This window comes from Curtobacterium sp. 320 (assembly GCF_031455235.1).
Taxonomy (GTDB): domain Bacteria; phylum Actinomycetota; class Actinomycetes; order Actinomycetales; family Microbacteriaceae; genus Curtobacterium.
This window is the reverse complement of the sequence record NZ_JAVDSI010000005.1, coordinates 249033-265236: the sequence shown is the minus strand read 5'-3', so window position 1 is coordinate 265236 and position 16204 is coordinate 249033. Positions and strand designations below refer to the sequence as shown.

The window sequence follows — 16204 nt, the reverse complement described above, 5'->3', positions numbered from 1 at the left end:
GGGGGGGGGGGGGGGGCCTTTTTCCCTGTCGGTTCCTGGCGGGGGGGGGGGGGGGGGGGGGGGGCCGGCCCCCCCCGGGGGGGGGGGGGGGGGGGCCCGGCGCCCCCCCCCCCCCCCGCCCCGACCGTGGTCGCGTTCTCGTGCGTCGGCCTGATCAGGCCTGCACGTCGCCCCGCCACCCGGTGTCGGTGGGTGCCGACTCGACGCGCTCCTTGTAGTTCTGCAGATCCTTCTTGATGGCGTGACCGCCGACGCCGACCGCTGCGCCGAGCTTCTCGAGGAAGCCGGAGGGCTCCCAGTCGATCTGCGCGGTGACGCGGGTCTCGTCGTCGGACAGCTTGTGGAAGGTGACGACGCCGGCGTGGTCGGTCTCGCCGTCCTTGACCGTCCACGCGACCCGCTCGTCGGGGTGCTGCTCGGTGATGAGGGCACGGAACTCGCGCTCCTGGCCGGCGACCTTCACGGTCCAGTCGGTGGTCTTGTCGTCGACCTGGACGATCTTCTCGACCTCGTCGAGGAACTCGGGGAACTCCTCGAAGCGGGTCCACTGGCCGTAGGCAGCTGCGACGGGGACGTTCACGTCGACGGTTTCGATGATCTGAGGCATGACCCGGACGGTAGGCGGCCACGGCTGGGCGCCGTACAGGGGCCTGTCCCCCGGGGCGCACTAGTGTGAGGGAGATGACTGAGCACGGGAAGCACGCGTTCCACGAACGGGACGAGCACGGCATCCTGGTGCGCCCGGCCCTGGCGTCGGACGTCCCGCACATCCAGCGGCTCATCTCGCCCTACGTCGACCGGCGGATCCTGCTCGGCAAGGAGAACGTCGCGCTCTACGGTTCGATCCAGCAGTTCCGGATCGCCGAAGGCCCCGACGGCGTCCCGATCGGGTGCGGTGCGCTCGCCGTGTTCTGGGACGACATCGCCGAGGTGCGCACGCTCGCCCTCGACGCCGACTGGATCCACAAGCGCGTCGGCCACCGCATGCTCGAGGCACTGGAGCACGACGCCCGCGAACTCGGCGTCGCCCGCATCTTCTGCCTCACGTTCGAGGTCGACTTCTTCACGAAGCACGGGTACCTCGAGATCGGCGAGAGCGTCGTCTCGCCCGAGGTGTACGCCGAGCTCGTCCGGTCGTCGGACGAAGGGGTCGCGGAGTTCCTCGACCTCGCACGGGTGAAGCCGAACACGCTCGGCAACACCCGCATGCTGAAGATCCTCTGACGCTTTCGCCTGCCCTCCGGCGGGGTTCCCTCGTCGGGCTCGCGCCGTTGTCTACCCTGTGCGCATGTCGTCGTTCCGTCACCCCGTCGGGCCCGAGAAGCCGGGCGTCTACTGGCGCCGTCGTGCGATGGTCATCGGGGTGCTGCTGCTGATCGTGGTCGTCGTCGTGTTGATCGTGGTCGGGCGGGGTGGGGCGTCTGCTGACCCGGGTTCTTCTCCCGCTTCCGCCTCCGCATCGTCTGCCGGGCCGTCGTCGTCGCCGCGTGCCACTCCCTCTGCAGCCGCTTCGCCCTCGGGGTCGGCCTCGGCCTCGGCTTCGGCGTCGGCGTCGGCGTCGGCCAAGGACGGGTCGACGTGTGTGAAGGAACAGATCGAGCTCACGCCCGTCGTCGACAAGACCTCGTACGGCCCCACCGAGGACCCGAAGATCGCGATGTCGATCAAGAACACCGGGTCGAACTCGTGCCACATGGACCTCGGGTCGTCCCAGCAGGTCCTCACGATCTCGTCCGGCGAGGAGCAGTACTGGTCGTCGAAGGACTGCCAGACCGGTGGGACCAACCAGGACGTCACGATCAAGGCCGGGCAGACCCTGACCACGCCGGCGATCGCCTGGGACCGGACGCGGTCGTCGACGTCGACGTGCGACTCGTCTCGGCCGTCGGTGACCGGTGGGGGTGCGAGCTACCACCTGCAGGTGGCGGTGGGGAACATCGAGTCGAAGGCGTCGGTGCAGTTCATCCTCGGGTAATCCGGCGGTGCTCACCGGCTACGATGAGGGCAAGTGGATTGGGAATGCCCGATCGGCGTCAACCCCCGGATCTCCGGGGGTTTTCGCTTGTCGCGGGGGTGTTCGCTTGTCAGGGGGAGGCCTTTTGAGGCCACGGTCCTCGGCGCTGTAACCGTGTCGTGAAATGGGAACGGGCCCGTCGTCACGAGGACGACGGGCCCGTTCGGGCTGGAGGAGATCAGCCGATGACGGAGATGTTCTCCGCCTGCGGGCCCTTGCGACCCTCGGTGATGTCGAACTCCACCTTCTGGTTCTCCTCGAGCGACTTGTAGCCGTTGCCAGCGATCGCGGAGAAGTGAGCGAAGACGTCAGCGGAGCCGTCGTCCGGGGCGATGAAGCCGAAGCCCTTTTCGTTGTTGAACCACTTGACGGTGCCGGTCGATGCCATGATGGCGTTCCTTACTTTCTTGCCAGTCGACATCTGCAGTCGACTGCCTTGCGATGCGGTATTCGCTACCGCCGATCCACCGACGGATGTCGTCAGATCGATGCGTCCTGCGGGCATGGGGCCGGTAGAACGGGTTCGGGGCCAGGCGGCCGGGGAAGGCCAGTGACCGATGGCGCTCGAGGTGCTGTGCACCGGAAGAACGATGGACTCCCGCCGAAGCGGTTGGTACCAATCTACAGTCTTGTGGCCACAAGGGAAGAGCCGAAGTCGCCGAACGTCCATGAATCTGGTGGACTGGGTCCCGATGGCAGACAAGGAACAGCGTTTCCGGAGCGAACAGCTCGAGGCGGCGCTCGAGAAGCAGGACGTCGCGGCGGTGGCCTTCGCGCTCCGCAACGACATCGTGATCGTCCCCCGGCTCGTCACCGGCAAGAAGGACATGCAGGTGCGGGTGTTCGGGCGTGAGGGCTCGGACAAGCGCATCCTGCTGCTGTTCTCGTCGGCAGACGCGTACACGGCGATGGTGCCGGACGAGAAGGTCCGGCAGGTGATGGTCTACGACGGGCCGCGACTCGAGGAGTTCATCGCGGCGCATCTGGACTCGCTCGAGGGTGTCTTCTTCGACATCGCGGGCCCGCACACGATGCAGGCGACGCCCGAGGACCTGCTGGCGGCGCTCCGAGCCTGACTCGCACTTGCGTGTGCGTCGTTCCGCGGCGTGTCGTACCGCCGGCTCTGCCGTGATCGGTGCTGCCGTGATCGGTCAGAACGCTCGATCGAGTTCGCGCTCCCGCTCGTTCGCGGCCAGGGAGAACGCGACCCGCAGTGCTTCGCGGAGGTGCTGGGCGTCCGCGCCGAGCACGGTCGTGAACCCGAGGCGTGCGGCTTCGCTCGCGCGCTGTTTCGTGCCGGTGGTCGGGCGGATCTCGCCCGCGAGGCTGATCTCGCCGACGGCCGCCAACGTGTGCGGGTACGGGCGGTCGCGGGCGGCACTCGCCAGGGCCAGCGCGATCGCGAGGTCGGCGCCGGGCTCGGTGAGCTTCATGCCGCCCACCGTGGAGACGTAGACGTCGGCATCCGACAGCTTCAGGCCGGCGCGACGTTCGAGCACGGCGAGCAGCATCGCCACGCGGGACGAGTCGACGCCGTTCACGACCCGGCGCGGCTGCGGCGCCGAGCTCGGGACGACGAGCGCCTGCACCTCGACCGGGAGCGCTCGGCGTCCCTCGAGCGCGACGGTCACGCACGTGCCGGACACCGGCGCGCCGTTCTTCGACATGAACAGGCCACTGGGGTCGGGGACCTCGTGGATGCCGTCGCCGGCCATGTCGAAGCAGCCGACCTCGTCCGTGGGGCCGAAGCGGTTCTTGAGCGCGCGGACGAACCGGAGTGCGGTCTGCCGATCGCCCTCGAAGTGGCACACGACGTCGACGAGGTGTTCGAGCAGTCGGGGTCCGGCGATCGTGCCGTCCTTCGTCACGTGCCCGACGATGAGGACCGGGAGAGCCCGGTCCTTCGCGACGCGGATCAGCGTGGAGGCGACCTCGCGCACCTGCGACGTACCACCGGCGATGCCGTCGATCGAGCTCGACGAGATGGTCTGCACCGAGTCGGCGATGAGGAGGTCCGGCTTGACCTGGTCGATCTGGCCGAGGATGACGCCGAGGTCGACCTCGCTCGCCAGGTAGAGGTCGTCGTGCATCGCCCCGGTGCGTTCGGCGCGGAGCCGGACCTGGTCGACGGATTCCTCGGCGCTGACGTAGAGGACGCGCTTGCCCGTCGCTGCCGCTCGTGAAGCGACCTCGAGCAGGAGCGTGGACTTGCCGACGCCGGGCTCGCCGGACAGCAGGACCGCCGCACCCGGGACGACTCCGCCGCCGAGGACTCGATCGAATTCGCCGATGCCGGTCTGCCAGCGTTGGACCGTCGTTCCACGGGATTCCGTGATGGGCCGTGCCACGCGGTTGCCCGTGACCGCCACCGAGGTGGTGCCCCGGACGCTGGCGGTGGCCGCGGTCGAGTCTTCGACTGTGCCCCAGGACTGGCACTCACCGCAGCGGCCGACCCACTTGATGCTGGTCCAGCCGCACTCGGTGCAACGGTAGAGGGACTGAGCGCGCGCCATGATGGCCAGGCTAGGCGGTGCCGCCGACATCACCCGTGCGATCGTCCGAACCGTCGGGGCGCTTGTCGGGTCCGGCGTCGGGCAGGGTGACGGATCCGGTCATGCGCTGGCGGAGGCGGTCGATGCGACCGGGACGCTCGGCGTGGTCGAGGGCCTCGGCCCCCTCGGTGTCCTGCTCGGCCCGCGCGGTCGCCACCGCTCCGGCTCCGGCACCGAGGTCTTCTGCCTCGCGCGCGGACAGGTAGTGCCGGATCGCGGCGACGACGTCGACCCGGGCATCGACCGCGGGTTCGAACGCGCTCGCCCAGATCTCGTAGCCCCGGTCGTTCGGGTGGAACAGATCGCCGTAGCTGTTGAAGAACGTCCGGCGCAGCCCGACCCGCTTCGTGATGGTGTGCAGCGGCGCGACCGTGAGACCGAACTCCTCCGCCACCCGGTGCACGATCTCGTTCGCCACGGCGACCTTGCGCTCGCGGTCGGGGACGAACATGCACGGCAGCTCGGCGACGATCGCGTGCGACGGGACCGCGCCGTAGATGTCGCGGATGTTCCGCTCGAACTTGTCGGGGTGGAAGTCGGCGATGTCGTTCGCGCCGATCGACACGGTGCAGATGTCGGGCGTGTAGTTGCGGAGCTTCGGGAGCTGGTCCTTCCGCGCGCCCCACGTCGTCGAGCCGGACACGCTGAGGTTCACCACGCGGACCGACGACCGGGAGCGGTGCCGGATCCGGCGGGCGAGCAGTCCGACGTACCCACGGTGGGGCTCGCTCGCACCGACGCCCTGTGCTGCCGAGTCGCCGATGGCCAGGTACGTGATCTGTCCTTCGTGCTGCAGGCGCTCGCGCCACCAGTCGGCGTGCACGGGCAGCAGTTCGCCGACGCGACGGGCAGCGGCGCGCTGGCCGCGGACGCCGGCCCGGGCGCCGAAGGCCGCGCCCCCCAGGACAGTGAGGCCACCGACGACCGACGACAGCAGTGCGATGAGCGTGCGAGATCTCATGCGGTGGACGTTACGCGGACTTCTTCGGGACGCGATCCGTCCCGACCTGGCCGTGGACGAGCGCTCCGGACCGGCCACCTGTGGAGGGGGAGCCGACGCGCGGTGGTGCGTCGCGCCTCCTGGATCGTGTAAACTCTTTCCCGGTACCGTGTCCGAGCGGCCGAAGGATCATGTCTCGAAAACATGTGTGGAGGCAACTCCACCGTGGGTTCAAATCCCACCGGTACCGCCACAGAAAACCCCCGTTCACGCGGGGGTTTTCTCTTTTTGAGGAGCCGCCTTGATGCATCTCTGGTGGGCTCTCGTGAGCGCACGACTCCGCACCGTGGCTGCCTCATCCTGACCAGCGGGGTCAGCCAGAGTGCGTCCGACCCGGTGTCCGAGGTTCACTCGCCCGTTCCTCGAGTGTGCGCAGCGAAGCGCAAGCTGTCACGTCAGTCTTCCCTAACGGCCTCGCCACTGCGATGCGCCACTCAAGCTCTAGATCAGCGCGAGGGGGGCCATATAACCACAGGTGTGCAGCTGGCCGCGACCGTGGCGCTGGGACATCTCCACGACCTCAGTGTCCTGAGACGGCTACGGCGGTATGAGTCGGCAACCCTACGGTTGCGGATGGGTGAGGAACTCTCGTAGGTTGCAGCTAACGAAGGAGATCCCTTGACTGAAGCAACAGCCCGCGCGGCGGAGCCCGACGAAGTGGACGAGATTGACGATGATCCTGATCTGAATTCCACCGCCGAGCAGGCAGAAGCCCTGAACTTGAGCACAGAGGAGAGGCGCCTCGTTACGCAGCCCTACGACCTCGGTGTGCGGGCGATCAGCGATGACATCAAAGCGGGCCGTATCAGTCTCACGATTGAGTACCAGCGCAAGTATGTGTGGGACCTCGGGAAAGCGTCCCGCCTGATTGAGTCCTTACTCCTCAACGTGCCAATTCCTGTCTGCTATTTTGCAGAAGACTCTAATGGCGTATTCGAAGTAATTGATGGGTTGCAGCGCCTGAGCACCATCAAGCAATTCCTTGATGGGGACGTGACTCTCACAGGGCTCTCGGTCCTAACGGAGCTCGAGGGGAAGGTCTTTGCCGAACTGGCGCCCCGTGATCAGCGACGTCTCGAGGGACGAACAATTCGGTGTATTGTCATCACCGAGGATAGTCACCCTGACATCAAGTTTGATGTGTTTGAGCGCCTCAATACGGGGGCGGCATCTCTCACTGCCCAGGAGTTGCGAAACTCGGTGTATAGGGGTTCCCTCAATGACGCACTGAAGACCCTGGCCAAGGAGCCGTACTTCACCCCGCTCATGGGTGTGCACGGGAACAAGCGGATGGATTACGAAGAGATCATCCTCCGATACCTCGCGCTCGTCACGGGTGAAAGCTACAAGCCGCCTCTCCGGCAGTTTCTGAACGAGTATATGCGAAGCAACCAAACGTCGACGCTATCGCGGGCAGAAGTGGATCGATTCGAAGACGTATGTCGAACGGTCTCTGAGGTTTTGGGAGATTCGCCATTCAGGCTGGCTGGATCCAAAACGCCGGTGAACAAGGCGTTTTTTGATGCCGTAATGGTCCCCGTTGCTTTCGCAGACCGCGATCAGGTGCGGGCCAAGGCGGGAGAAGTCCGCCAATTCGTCGAGAGCCTGAGCGACAACGACGACTTCCGAGCATCGATTGGACGTGCCACGGCTGACAGGACCCGGATGGTTAGTCGCGTCAACGCTGTCTCTGATGGGTTGGTGGCTCTCGGTGTGACGGTCAGTCTTCCGAGTCACCTTGCTCGGGCTTGAAGAATGGCCATGGATGCGGGGCCGCTCGGCAGCTTTGCTGCGGGAGTCGCAGAAGTTAGGACACTAGCCGCACTTACTGACGGTCGAACTGACGATGAGGCGGTGAATGCCTTATGTCGATCCAGCGTCGTGCTATTGGTGAGCCATTTTGAAGCCTTCGTAGGCAATTTGGCGGAAGACTTCATCGATGTATTGAGTACTGGCGAATTGTTCGCGCACCAAATCCCCGTAGGCGTGAGGGAGGTGCACACTCTGCCGCGACTCCAAGCAATCATCGAATCTAACGATGCTGAGCAACGCGGGGCCCTACTTAAAAAGCTGAGCGATGTAACGGCTTTATGGAATCCTCAAGCCAAACCGGCACCGGGAACGTTGAAACCGGCAACGTTGAAGCGCGAGGTCACCAACGCCCACGCGGAGACAATAGATGGGCTGTTTCATTTGATGGGCCAGCGCGGTGCGGTCTGCGACGGTGATCTTGATTACTCCGACGACGACAATGGTCGTACAAAAACGGCAAACATTCGTTTTTCCCTGCGGGACGCTGTTAAATGCAGGAATGACATCGCGCATGGCGATGTCGACCGGAAGCCGACGCCGGCCGACGTGAGCCGATATCTCAACTTCTTGGTCGCGCTGGCTGAGCGGCTTAGTCGAAAGCAAGACGATCTTGTCGAGCCGTACAGGCAGTTGGTTGTTTCTGAGCAGGGACAGGCCGCATCCTGACACGAGGTACATAATTAGCGCTTGACATTCGGTTCGGCGCGGTCGGACGAGCAGTTCTTCGGGTCCAACCAAGAGCCGGTTTGGACACCACGCCTGTCGCGATCGCTCTGGGCGTCGTCGAGGTCCGCCTGCGGTGCGATTTGGCGCATCGCCATCTGTCTCAAGGTGGCTCAGCTCGGCTCGATCAGCCAGCGGAAGTCCCGCAGACGCAGCGATTCGACCATCGGTCTCGTCCGTGCGGATGCGCGGCGATGGGTTCAAATCCCACCGGTACCGCCACAGAAAACCCCCGTCGACGCGGGGGTTTTCTTCTTTCCTGGTAGCCATCGGCATCACGAAGCGCCGCGCCCGCCTCCTGGACTGGCTGGCGCGGCTCCCCGTTAATGGTTGGTGAGCATCAGGGTCTGCCGATGCACCCGACGCGGCGACGCCTGGACGTACTGCCCGGTCCGGGCGCGCGAGGTCGTGCCGCTGACGTAGGTGCCTCGGGCGGTGGCGGGGACGCCGGTGAAGGTACCGACTCCGGAGACGACCAGGGAGCGGTTGACGTACTCCCCGGCTGGGACGGCCGGGACGGCCGGGGCCGCCGGGGCGGTTGTGACGGTCATCGTTCCTGCTCCTCAGATCTCGGGGTGCTGGTCGCGGACGGGGCTGACTGACTCGAGCAACGCCGCGACGTTGAACACGGTGGACTCGGCGTGCCACGGGCCGGCGATCTGGACGCCGATCGGCAGGCCGTCCGTGCTCGTGCCGAAGCGCATCGACAGGGCGGGCATCCCGGTGATGTTGAACTGGACCGTGAAGGTCTGGATGTGGGTGGCATCGACTGTCTGCCCGTCGATGACGAACTCGGTCTTGTCGTGCTCGTGCGCCGGGATCGGCAGGACCGGCAGCAGGACGGCGTCGAACCGCGTGAAGACCTCGGCGTAGGCGTCACGGATGCGCTCGAAGCCCTGCTCGGCCGCGACGTAGTCCTCGACGGAGGTGTCGGGGGTGGCGAGCATGGTCTTCGACATCGTGAACCGGAGGTCTTCGTGACCCTTGGTGGCTTCGGCCATCGCGGGCTTGAGCTCCATGACGTGCTGCTTGTTGAACAGCGCGAGCGGGTTGTCGTGGTGCAGGGTCGGGATGTCGATCTCCTCGACGAGGACGCCGGCGGCGGTGAGCGCTTCGGCTGCCTGGCGGACGGTGTCGGCGACCTGCGGGTCGACCGGCCCGAGGCCGGAGTCGGTGAACCACGCCACGCGGAGGTCCGAGGGGGCGGCGTCCGGCTTGCCGGTGTCGACCGTGTTCGGGGTGACGGCGAAGCCGTCCTGACCGTCGGGGCCGCGCATGATCCGGTAGCCGAGCTCGAGGTCGCGGACGGTGCGGGCCATGGGGCCGACGTGCCAGTCGCGTCGGGGGACGCGCGGCCAGACACCGGTCATCGGGATGCGGCCGTGGGTGGGCTTGATGGCGGCGATGCCGGTGTGGGACGCCGGGCCGCGGACCGAGATCGCGAGGTCGGTGCCGAGGCCGATCGGGCTGAGACCGGCGGCGATCGCTGCGGACTCGCCACCGCTCGAGCCGCCGGAGGTGCGGTCGAGGTTGTACGGGTTGTTCGTCCGGCCGGAGAGCAGGTTGACGCTCTCGGTCGAGTACGAGAACTCGGGCAGGTTGGTCTTGGCGAGCACGATGCCGCCGGCTGCCTTCATCCGGGCGACCGCCACCGCGTCCTCGTCGGGGGTCCGCCCCGTGAAGATGGGGGAGCCGCGCTGGGTGAGGATCCCGTCGGTGTCGATCGAGTCCTTCACCGTGAACGGCACACCGTGCAGCGGGCCGACCTCCTCGCCGGCAGCGAGCGCCGCGTCGGCGGCAGCGGCCTCGGCGAGAGCGTCGTCGTTGAGGGTGACGATCGCGTTGATCTTCGGGTCGACCGCCGCGATGCGGTCCAGGTACGCCTGCACGACCTGCACTGAGGTCAGCTGACCTGCCTTGATGCGAGCGGCCAGTTCGGTCGCGTCGAGGTAGAAGATGTCTTCGGCCATGATGTACTCCTTGCTAGTAGACCAGTCGTCTAGTGATGGTGGAAAGAGGACCGGGCCGGAGCCCGGTGGGTCAGAGGTGCAGTCGGACCTTCGTGCTGTCGAGGGCCCGCTGGAGTGGCTGGGCTGCGCGCTGGACCTTCGCCATGATGCTGGCGCCGAGCCAGATCTCGTAGAGCTCCTGCGCGAGCGACCGCGCGTCGTCGTCGAGGGTGACGGAGCCGTCGCGCTCGCCGGTGGTGATCATCCGCTCGAGGTGGTCGATGATGCCGGTGGTGCCGTCGACCAGCTGGAGTCGCATGGGCTCGGACAGGTCGGACACCTCGGCGGCGAGCTTCACGACCAGGCACTTCCCCTGGAAGTCGTCGAACGACTGCAGGTCGGTGAAGCGCTGCCAGTACTCGTCCAGCTGTTCCGCACCCGTCTTGGACGTGTCGCTCGCGATGCGGTCCATCGTCGCGAGGTAGTCGGTGAAGTAGCTCTTCATGAGCGCCTCGCCGAAGGCTTCCTTCGAGGAGAAGTAGTAGTAGAACGACCCCTTCGGGACATCGGCCTCGGACAGGACTTCCGTCAGGCCCACCGCGGTGTACCCCTTGCGCGCCATGAGGGTCTGGGCGGTGTCCAGGATGTGCTGCCTGGTGTCGATCTCCGTGGTGGCCATGGCTTGAGCGTACACGCTATTAGACCAGTCGTCTACAAGCGGGTCGATCCGCGATCCTCACTGCTCCCGCAGCAGTGTTCCGAGCAGCACGGCCAAGGCGCCGCGACCCGGTTCGTCGAGCGGTGCGAAGAGCTCCGACAGCACCTCCTCGGCGACGCGTCGACCGGACTGCAGGCGCTCCCGGCCCTCGTCGGTCAGCGCGTGCTCGATCCGTCGCCCGTGGCCGGCTGTTCGCACGATCAACCCCCGCTCGACGAGCCGGGTCGCGAGGGTCCCGAACGCCTGGTCGCTCTGGAACGTCGCAACGGCGAGGTCGTGCCCGGAGGCGTGGGGCATCCGGTCGATCGCCCGCAGCGCGTCCCACTGCACCAGGGTCACGCCGACCGGCCGGAGCGCTGCGTCCATCGTCCGGTGGTTCCGGTACTGCGCCCGCTTGATCGCCTGCCCGAGGGCTTCCAGGTCCGTCGTCACAGTGCTACCGTATCAACACCAGTAAATAAACATGTTGAGAAAGGCGTGCTCATGATCCCCACACTCCCCACTGACCTGCAGGTGATCGAGGCCGGCGTGCCCGGTTCACGGACGGCGCTGGTGCTGCACGGCGGCGGCGGCCCGCGGACGGTCGCGCCGCTCGTCGAGCACCTCGCCACGACGCACCACGTCCTCGCACCGACGCACCCCGGCTGGGACGGGACGAGCCGGCCCACGGACATCGACTCGGTGGCTGCACTCGCCGCCGCGTACCTCGAACTGCTCCTCGTCGACGGCGAACGCGACGTCGTGCTGATCGGTTCGTCGATCGGTGGGTGGATCGCCCTCGAGATGGCCGTCCAGGCTGCCGCCGATGACCGGTACGCGGGTGTGGTCGGCGCGGTGGTCGACGTCGACGGTGTCGGCGCCGTCGTCGAGGGCGAGCCGATCGCCGACTTCTTCGCGCTCGATGCTCGGGGTCTCGCCGAGGTCGCCTGGCACGACCCGGACCGCGGCTTCGTCGACCCGACCGCGCTCACGGACCAGCAGCGGGCGGTGCAGCAGTCGAACGGCGCGACGATGATCGCGGTCGCCGGGCGGACGATGAGTGACCCGACCCTCATGGAGCGGCTCGCCTCCGTCGCGGTGCCCACACTCATCGTGTTCGGGGAGAGCGACCGGGTCGTCACGCCGGCGTACGGTCGTCGAGTCGCAGCGGCCGTCCCGGGGGCGACGTTCGCCGAGGTGCCGGAAGCGGGGCACCTGCCCCACCTGGAGAACCCCGACGCGACGTGGCGCGTCCTCGACCCGTTCCTGCGCGAGCACTGACCCGCGGCCGTCGGGCCTCACGCCGGCCGGAAACGCCGCCCCACCGCTGCCGCGACCGCAGCCACGTCCACCTCCCCGTCGAGCGCAGCGAGCTGCTTCGCGAGCTTCCCCGGCCAGCAGACGTCGACACCGCGGACGGTGAACGACCCGCCCACGAGCGGCCAGTCCGCCCCGACGAAGCAAAGCGCGCCGTGCACGGGCACCGGGTCGACGAGCTCCCTGACGAGCGTCGCCTGGCGGAGGACACCGTCCACGAGCTTCGTCCGGTCGCCGCCGACGACGAGCTTCTCGACGCGCGGACGGAACAGTCCGCCCTCGACCACCAGCCGCGGCCGCTTGCCTCGGTAGTGCTTGGCGTCGACGATCCAGACGCCGGCCCGGGTGACGACGATGTGGTCGATGTTCGCGCGGGAGCCGGGGATGCGCCGGTCGTGGAGCACCACGACGTGGTCGGACGCGATGGCGTCGAGTCTCCGTCCGACCTCAGCCTCACCGACGGCGCCGGACCTCCACGCCGCGGTGCTCTGCCGCTCGCTCGAGAGTGCGACGGCGATCGTACCGATCCGCCCCTCGCCCCACGTCGAGCGGATCGTCGCCTCGTCGCGCGCCCTGCGGCGGTCGTACTCGCGCTGCGCGGACGCGCCGGCGCCGGTCGTGTGGTCGGTCCCCATGGACCCATCCAGGCAGACAGCCTGCCTCGTCCACGAGCCCCAGTGCGGGGCTCGCGAGCGACACGGCGGGACGGTCGGACCACCGGACTGGAGGTGCGGTGCCGGACGCCAGCCGCGCCTCCAGTCCGGCAAGCGGTCACGCTGGTCCGCGCGCGCCGACGGGGCGCAGAGTGGAGCGATGCCGACATCCGCACCCGATCCCTCCGCAGCGCCGCAGGCCGTGCGCCTCCTCGGCGCCCCCTGGGGCGACACGTCCCGCCGCGGCCGCCCCTACGCGAAGGACCCCTCCGTCATCCGGTTCGGCGGCCGGTACCTGCTGTACTGCTCCCTCCCGTCCGCGAGCGACGAGGAGCCCGAGGGCTGGTCCGTCGGCATCGCCGAGAGCGACGACCTCGTCACGTGGCGGACCGTGGCCGAGCTGCCGTCGTTCGGGGAGTACGACCGCAGCGGTGCGGCAGCGCCCGGCGCCGTGGTGATCGACGGACGCGTCCACCTCTTCTTCCAGACCTACGGCCGGGGCCGCGAGGACTCGATCTGCCACGCGGTCAGCGACGACGGCCTGACCTTCACGCCGAACCCGGAGAACCCGGTGTTCCGCCCGACGGGGGAGTGGACCTGCGGCCGAGCGATCGACGCGGACCTGGTGATCGCGGGCGACTGGTTGCTGCTCGGATGGGTGACGCGGGACCCGACGATGACGATGCAGCTGCTCGGGACGGCACGAGCGCCGCTGGGGAGCGCGTACGGTCGCGACGACTGGGAGCAGCTGTCCGTCGACGGGCCGGCGCTGGCCCCGGAGCTGCCCTGGGAGCAGGACTGCATCGAGGCGCCGGCGCTGCGGTGGGACGGCGAGACGTTCACGGTGTTCTACGCGGGCGCGTACAACAACAAGCCGCAGCAGATCGGGTGGGCGACGAGCCCGGACGGCCGGACGTGGACGCGCGGCTCCGACGAGCCGCTCGTGCCGGCGGGGCCCGAGGGGGCGTGGAACCACTCCGAGTCCGGCCACCCGGGCTTCTTCCGCGACGAGGACGGCCGCGAGTACCTGTTCTTCCAGGGCAACCCGGACGACGGACACACGTGGTGCATCGCTGCGACGGAACTGACCTTCGCCGACGGTGCGCCGGTCGTGCAGACGGACCCCGTGGGCTGACCCCGCCGGGTCGAGGCGGTCACGAACCGCGCCGTCGAGTGCGGGGCCGGCCCGCGCGCGTGGCAAGCTTGGACGTCCCCGACGCCCCCAACCAGGAAGGCCCCGGATGCTCGAGCTCCCGGCCGTGTTCGAAGTCGGCTCCCTGATCGCCATCGTCGCGATCCTGCTGGCCGACCTCCTCGTCGTCGCGCGGCGTCCGCACGTGCCGACGCTCAAGGAGTCCGGCCTGTGGGTGGGCCTCTACGTCGGCCTCGCGCTGCTGTTCGCCGTCGCGATGTTCGTCTTCGCCGGTGGGGAACCGGCCGGGCAGTTCCTCGCGGGCTGGCTGACCGAGTACAGCCTGAGCATCGACAACCTCTTCGTGTTCGTGATCCTCATGGCGCGGTTCTCCGTGCCGAAGGCGATCCAGCAGGAGGTGCTCATGCTCGGCATCATCATCGCGCTGGTCCTGCGCGGCGTCTTCATCCTGCTCGGCGCCCGCCTGATCGAGGACTTCTCGTGGATCTTCTACCTCTTCGGGGCGTGGCTGGTGTGGACGGCGATCCAGCAGCTCCGTGGCGAGGACGACGACGATGACAAGGACAGCCTCATCGTGCGGCTGCTCCGGCGTCGGATCCGCATCACCGACACCTACGACGGCATGAAGTTCCGCATCGTGCAGGACGGCGCACGGCACTTCACGCCGCTGCTGGTGGTCCTCATCGCGATCGGGACGACCGACCTGCTGTTCGCGCTCGACTCGATCCCGGCGATCTTCGGCATCACCGAGAGCGCGTTCATCGTGTTCACCGCGAACGTCTTCGCTCTGATGGGCCTCCGGCAGCTGTACTTCCTGCTCGGCGGGTTGCTCGAGCGGTTGGTCTACCTCAAGTACGGGATCGCGGCGATCCTCGCCTTCATCGGCGTGAAGCTCGTGCTGCACGCACTGCACGGCAACGAACTGCCGTTCATCAACGGTGGGGAGCACGTCGAGTGGGCGCCGGAGATCGGCACCGGGGTCTCGTTGCTGGTCATCGTCGTGGCGATGGGTGTGGCGACCGGGGCGAGCCTGCTGCGGATGCGCCGCGAGGACGAGTCGCACGACGAGGTCTCCCGCGACGCCGGCACGGCGTAGCGGTCCTGCACCGCGCCCGTCGCGCGCGTCCAGCTGTGGACGCACCACGAGACGGACTGGAGGCGCGGGTCGGGCCCGCACCGTCCCTCCAGGCACGGCCGTCACCCCGCTGGCGCGGTGCGCCGGAACCGGCTGGTGCGGTCCGCTAGCGTCGACACCGGACCCCGCCACCCCCTCACGAACCGGATCGAGCAACGATGCCTGACGTCCACCGCCCCGCCGACGACCGCTACGAGCGACTCCCGTACCAGCGCGTCGGGAGGAGCGGCCTGCTCCTGCCCCGCATCTCCCTCGGGCTGTGGAACAACTTCGGCGCCGACCGAGCGCTCACGACGCAGCGCGACATCGTGCTGCACGCGTTCGACCGCGGGATCACCCACTTCGACCTGGCGAACAACTACGGCCCGCCGCCCGGAGCCGCCGAGGAGCAGTTCGGTCGCATCCTCGAGTCGGACCTCCGACCGTTCCGCGACGAGATCGTGGTGTCGACGAAGGCCGGCTACGACATGTGGCCCGGTCCGTACGGCAACTGGGGCTCGCGCAAGTCCATGCTCGCCTCGCTCGACCAGTCGCTCGGACGCCTCGGGCTCGAGTACGTCGACGTCTTCTACTCGCACCGGCCGGACCCCGAGACCCCGATCGAGGAGACCGTCAGCGCCCTCGTGACCGCGGTCCGCTCGGGCAAGGCGCTCTACGCCGGCATCTCGAACTACGACCCGGCGCAGACGGCCGCCGCAGCCGAGGCGCTCGCCGCCGAGAACATCCACCTGCTCATCCACCAGCCGCGCTACAACATGTTCGACCGGGTCCCCGAGGACGGGCTCTTCCACGAGCTGCTCCGTCTGGGGACCGGCGCGATCGTGTTCTCCCCGCTGGCCGGTGGGCTCCTGACGGACCGCTACCTCGACGGCTCGGTGCCGGTCGGGTCGCGGGCGGCGGAGGGACGCTGGTTCGGCGCGGACCGGATCGACGACGAGTACCTGACGACCGCGCGCGCCCTGAACGACATCGCCGTGTCCCGTGGGCAGACGCTCGCGCAGCTCGCCATCACGTGGGTGCTCCGGCAGCCGGCGGTCACGTCCGCGCTCGTCGGGGCGTCGAGCGTCCGGCAGCTCGACGGGACGCTCGACGCGCTCGATGGTGCGCCGCTGACCGACGAGGAGCTCGCGGCCATCGACGCGCTGGTGCCGCGCGGCTGAGTCCGGGCGGCGCGCTGGCCGCGCGGCTGAGTCCGGGCG

18 protein-coding genes and 1 tRNA gene are annotated in these 16204 nt (G+C 68.1%); 10 read left to right on the top strand and 9 right to left on the bottom strand.

The genetic code is table 11. The features are described 5' to 3' along the window. Positions 1–154 precede the first annotated feature (154 nt). The gene (locus tag J2X60_RS09420; protein WP_070417310.1) at positions 155–607 is read right to left on the bottom strand and encodes an SRPBCC family protein; all 453 of its coding nucleotides are present in this window, start codon (positions 605–607) and stop codon (positions 155–157) included. Between the two features lie 74 nt (positions 608–681). Between J2X60_RS09420 and J2X60_RS09415 the strand changes: the two genes are divergently transcribed. Then, positions 682–1224, top strand: coding sequence for an amino-acid N-acetyltransferase (locus J2X60_RS09415; RefSeq protein ID WP_070417309.1), 543 nt, complete (start codon positions 682–684; stop codon positions 1222–1224). Positions 1225–1288: 64 nt separating this feature from the next. Continuing rightward, positions 1289–1975: a hypothetical protein gene (locus J2X60_RS09410; protein WP_309887204.1), complete on the top strand. Its 687-nt coding sequence runs from the start codon at positions 1289–1291 to the stop codon at positions 1973–1975. Positions 1976–2192: 217 nt separating this feature from the next. Here the strand turns inward: J2X60_RS09410 and J2X60_RS09405 are convergent, their stop codons facing one another. Then, the gene (locus J2X60_RS09405) at positions 2193–2402 is read right to left on the bottom strand and encodes a cold-shock protein (RefSeq protein ID WP_022907629.1); all 210 of its coding nucleotides are present in this window, start codon (positions 2400–2402) and stop codon (positions 2193–2195) included. A gap of 304 nt (positions 2403–2706) precedes the next feature. Between J2X60_RS09405 and J2X60_RS09400 the strand changes: the two genes are divergently transcribed. Beyond that, positions 2707–3090 carry an SseB family protein gene (locus J2X60_RS09400; RefSeq protein WP_071296496.1) on the top strand — a complete coding sequence of 128 codons (384 nt, stop codon included), beginning with the start codon at positions 2707–2709 and terminating at the stop codon, positions 3088–3090. A gap of 75 nt (positions 3091–3165) precedes the next feature. Here the strand turns inward: J2X60_RS09400 and radA are convergent, their stop codons facing one another. Both radA and J2X60_RS09390 read right to left on the bottom strand, forming a co-directional pair. Further along, positions 3166–4527, bottom strand: coding sequence for a DNA repair protein RadA (gene radA, locus J2X60_RS09395; RefSeq protein ID WP_070419292.1), 1362 nt, complete (start codon positions 4525–4527; stop codon positions 3166–3168). A gap of 10 nt (positions 4528–4537) precedes the next feature. Then, a complete protein-coding gene (locus J2X60_RS09390) occupies positions 4538–5527 on the bottom strand; it encodes an SGNH/GDSL hydrolase family protein (protein ID WP_309887203.1) in 990 nt (329 codons plus the stop codon). A 142-nt stretch (positions 5528–5669) separates the two neighbouring features. On the opposite strand from J2X60_RS09390, the gene J2X60_RS09385 reads away from it, so the two are divergent. The 3 genes from J2X60_RS09385 (at position 5670) to J2X60_RS09375 (ending at position 8044) form a co-directional block, all read left to right on the top strand. After that, positions 5670–5759 (top strand) — tRNA-Ser (locus J2X60_RS09385). Positions 5760–6184: 425 nt separating this feature from the next. Then, entirely contained in the window at positions 6185–7318 is a 1134-nt protein-coding gene (locus J2X60_RS09380; RefSeq protein WP_309887202.1) for a DUF262 domain-containing protein, read from the top strand. Positions 7319–7321: 3 nt separating this feature from the next. Beyond that, positions 7322–8044: an MAE_28990/MAE_18760 family HEPN-like nuclease gene (locus tag J2X60_RS09375; protein WP_309887201.1), complete on the top strand. Its 723-nt coding sequence runs from the start codon at positions 7322–7324 to the stop codon at positions 8042–8044. 380 nt (positions 8045–8424) lie between these two features. Here the strand turns inward: J2X60_RS09375 and J2X60_RS09370 are convergent, their stop codons facing one another. The 4 genes from J2X60_RS09370 to J2X60_RS09355 form a co-directional block, all read right to left on the bottom strand. Beyond that, positions 8425–8652, bottom strand: coding sequence for a hypothetical protein (locus J2X60_RS09370; RefSeq protein ID WP_309777889.1), 228 nt, complete (start codon positions 8650–8652; stop codon positions 8425–8427). A gap of 12 nt (positions 8653–8664) precedes the next feature. Next, positions 8665–10071 (bottom strand): amidase, encoded by a 1407-nt coding sequence (locus J2X60_RS09365; protein WP_309887200.1) that lies wholly within the window; start codon positions 10069–10071, stop codon positions 8665–8667. Between the two features lie 70 nt (positions 10072–10141). Then, entirely contained in the window at positions 10142–10729 is a 588-nt protein-coding gene (locus J2X60_RS09360; RefSeq protein ID WP_309777891.1) for a TetR/AcrR family transcriptional regulator, read from the bottom strand. A 57-nt stretch (positions 10730–10786) separates the two neighbouring features. Next, positions 10787–11200 carry a MarR family transcriptional regulator gene (locus J2X60_RS09355; RefSeq protein ID WP_309887199.1) on the bottom strand — a complete coding sequence of 138 codons (414 nt, stop codon included), beginning with the start codon at positions 11198–11200 and terminating at the stop codon, positions 10787–10789. A 51-nt stretch (positions 11201–11251) separates the two neighbouring features. On the opposite strand from J2X60_RS09355, the gene J2X60_RS09350 reads away from it, so the two are divergent. Then, positions 11252–12028: an alpha/beta hydrolase gene (locus J2X60_RS09350; RefSeq protein WP_309887198.1), complete on the top strand. Its 777-nt coding sequence runs from the start codon at positions 11252–11254 to the stop codon at positions 12026–12028. Between the two features lie 17 nt (positions 12029–12045). On the opposite strand, the gene J2X60_RS09345 is transcribed toward J2X60_RS09350, so the two are convergent. Then, positions 12046–12699 carry a nuclease-related domain-containing protein gene (locus J2X60_RS09345; RefSeq protein ID WP_309887197.1) on the bottom strand — a complete coding sequence of 218 codons (654 nt, stop codon included), beginning with the start codon at positions 12697–12699 and terminating at the stop codon, positions 12046–12048. A gap of 178 nt (positions 12700–12877) precedes the next feature. Here J2X60_RS09345 and J2X60_RS09340 point away from each other — a divergent pair, with 178 nt between their 5' ends. The 3 genes from J2X60_RS09340 (at position 12878) to J2X60_RS09330 (ending at position 16165) form a co-directional block, all read left to right on the top strand. Beyond that, positions 12878–13852 (top strand): family 43 glycosylhydrolase, encoded by a 975-nt coding sequence (locus J2X60_RS09340; RefSeq protein WP_309887196.1) that lies wholly within the window; start codon positions 12878–12880, stop codon positions 13850–13852. A 106-nt stretch (positions 13853–13958) separates the two neighbouring features. Further along, the gene (locus J2X60_RS09335) at positions 13959–14966 is read left to right on the top strand and encodes a TerC/Alx family metal homeostasis membrane protein (RefSeq protein WP_071296470.1); all 1008 of its coding nucleotides are present in this window, start codon (positions 13959–13961) and stop codon (positions 14964–14966) included. Between the two features lie 197 nt (positions 14967–15163). After that, positions 15164–16165 (top strand): aldo/keto reductase, encoded by a 1002-nt coding sequence (locus J2X60_RS09330; protein ID WP_309887195.1) that lies wholly within the window; start codon positions 15164–15166, stop codon positions 16163–16165. Positions 16166–16204 lie beyond the last annotated feature (39 nt).

What these genes read in the sequence shown, in the direction of transcription:
- J2X60_RS09420 (WP_070417310.1), bottom strand. Translation starts at nt 607, where the DNA reads ATGCCTCAGATCATCGAAACCGTCGACGTGAACGTCCCCGTCGCAGCT.
- J2X60_RS09330 (WP_309887195.1), top strand. Translation starts at nt 15,164, where the DNA reads ATGCCTGACGTCCACCGCCCCGCCGACGACCGCTACGAGCGACTCCCG.
- J2X60_RS09410 (WP_309887204.1), top strand. Translation starts at nt 1,289, where the DNA reads ATGTCGTCGTTCCGTCACCCCGTCGGGCCCGAGAAGCCGGGCGTCTAC.
- J2X60_RS09350 (WP_309887198.1), top strand. Translation starts at nt 11,252, where the DNA reads ATGATCCCCACACTCCCCACTGACCTGCAGGTGATCGAGGCCGGCGTG.
- J2X60_RS09375 (WP_309887201.1), top strand. Translation starts at nt 7,322, where the DNA reads ATGGCCATGGATGCGGGGCCGCTCGGCAGCTTTGCTGCGGGAGTCGCA.
- J2X60_RS09365 (WP_309887200.1), bottom strand. Translation starts at nt 10,071, where the DNA reads ATGGCCGAAGACATCTTCTACCTCGACGCGACCGAACTGGCCGCTCGC.
- J2X60_RS09370 (WP_309777889.1), bottom strand. Translation starts at nt 8,652, where the DNA reads ATGACCGTCACAACCGCCCCGGCGGCCCCGGCCGTCCCGGCCGTCCCA.
- J2X60_RS09360 (WP_309777891.1), bottom strand. Translation starts at nt 10,729, where the DNA reads ATGGCCACCACGGAGATCGACACCAGGCAGCACATCCTGGACACCGCC.
- J2X60_RS09415 (WP_070417309.1), top strand. Translation starts at nt 682, where the DNA reads ATGACTGAGCACGGGAAGCACGCGTTCCACGAACGGGACGAGCACGGC.
- radA (WP_070419292.1), bottom strand. Translation starts at nt 4,527, where the DNA reads ATGGCGCGCGCTCAGTCCCTCTACCGTTGCACCGAGTGCGGCTGGACC.
- J2X60_RS09340 (WP_309887196.1), top strand. Translation starts at nt 12,878, where the DNA reads ATGCCGACATCCGCACCCGATCCCTCCGCAGCGCCGCAGGCCGTGCGC.
- J2X60_RS09405 (WP_022907629.1), bottom strand. Translation starts at nt 2,402, where the DNA reads ATGGCATCGACCGGCACCGTCAAGTGGTTCAACAACGAAAAGGGCTTC.
- J2X60_RS09390 (WP_309887203.1), bottom strand. Translation starts at nt 5,527, where the DNA reads ATGAGATCTCGCACGCTCATCGCACTGCTGTCGTCGGTCGTCGGTGGC.
- J2X60_RS09345 (WP_309887197.1), bottom strand. Translation starts at nt 12,699, where the DNA reads ATGGGGACCGACCACACGACCGGCGCCGGCGCGTCCGCGCAGCGCGAG.
- J2X60_RS09335 (WP_071296470.1), top strand. Translation starts at nt 13,959, where the DNA reads ATGCTCGAGCTCCCGGCCGTGTTCGAAGTCGGCTCCCTGATCGCCATC.
- J2X60_RS09400 (WP_071296496.1), top strand. Translation starts at nt 2,707, where the DNA reads ATGGCAGACAAGGAACAGCGTTTCCGGAGCGAACAGCTCGAGGCGGCG.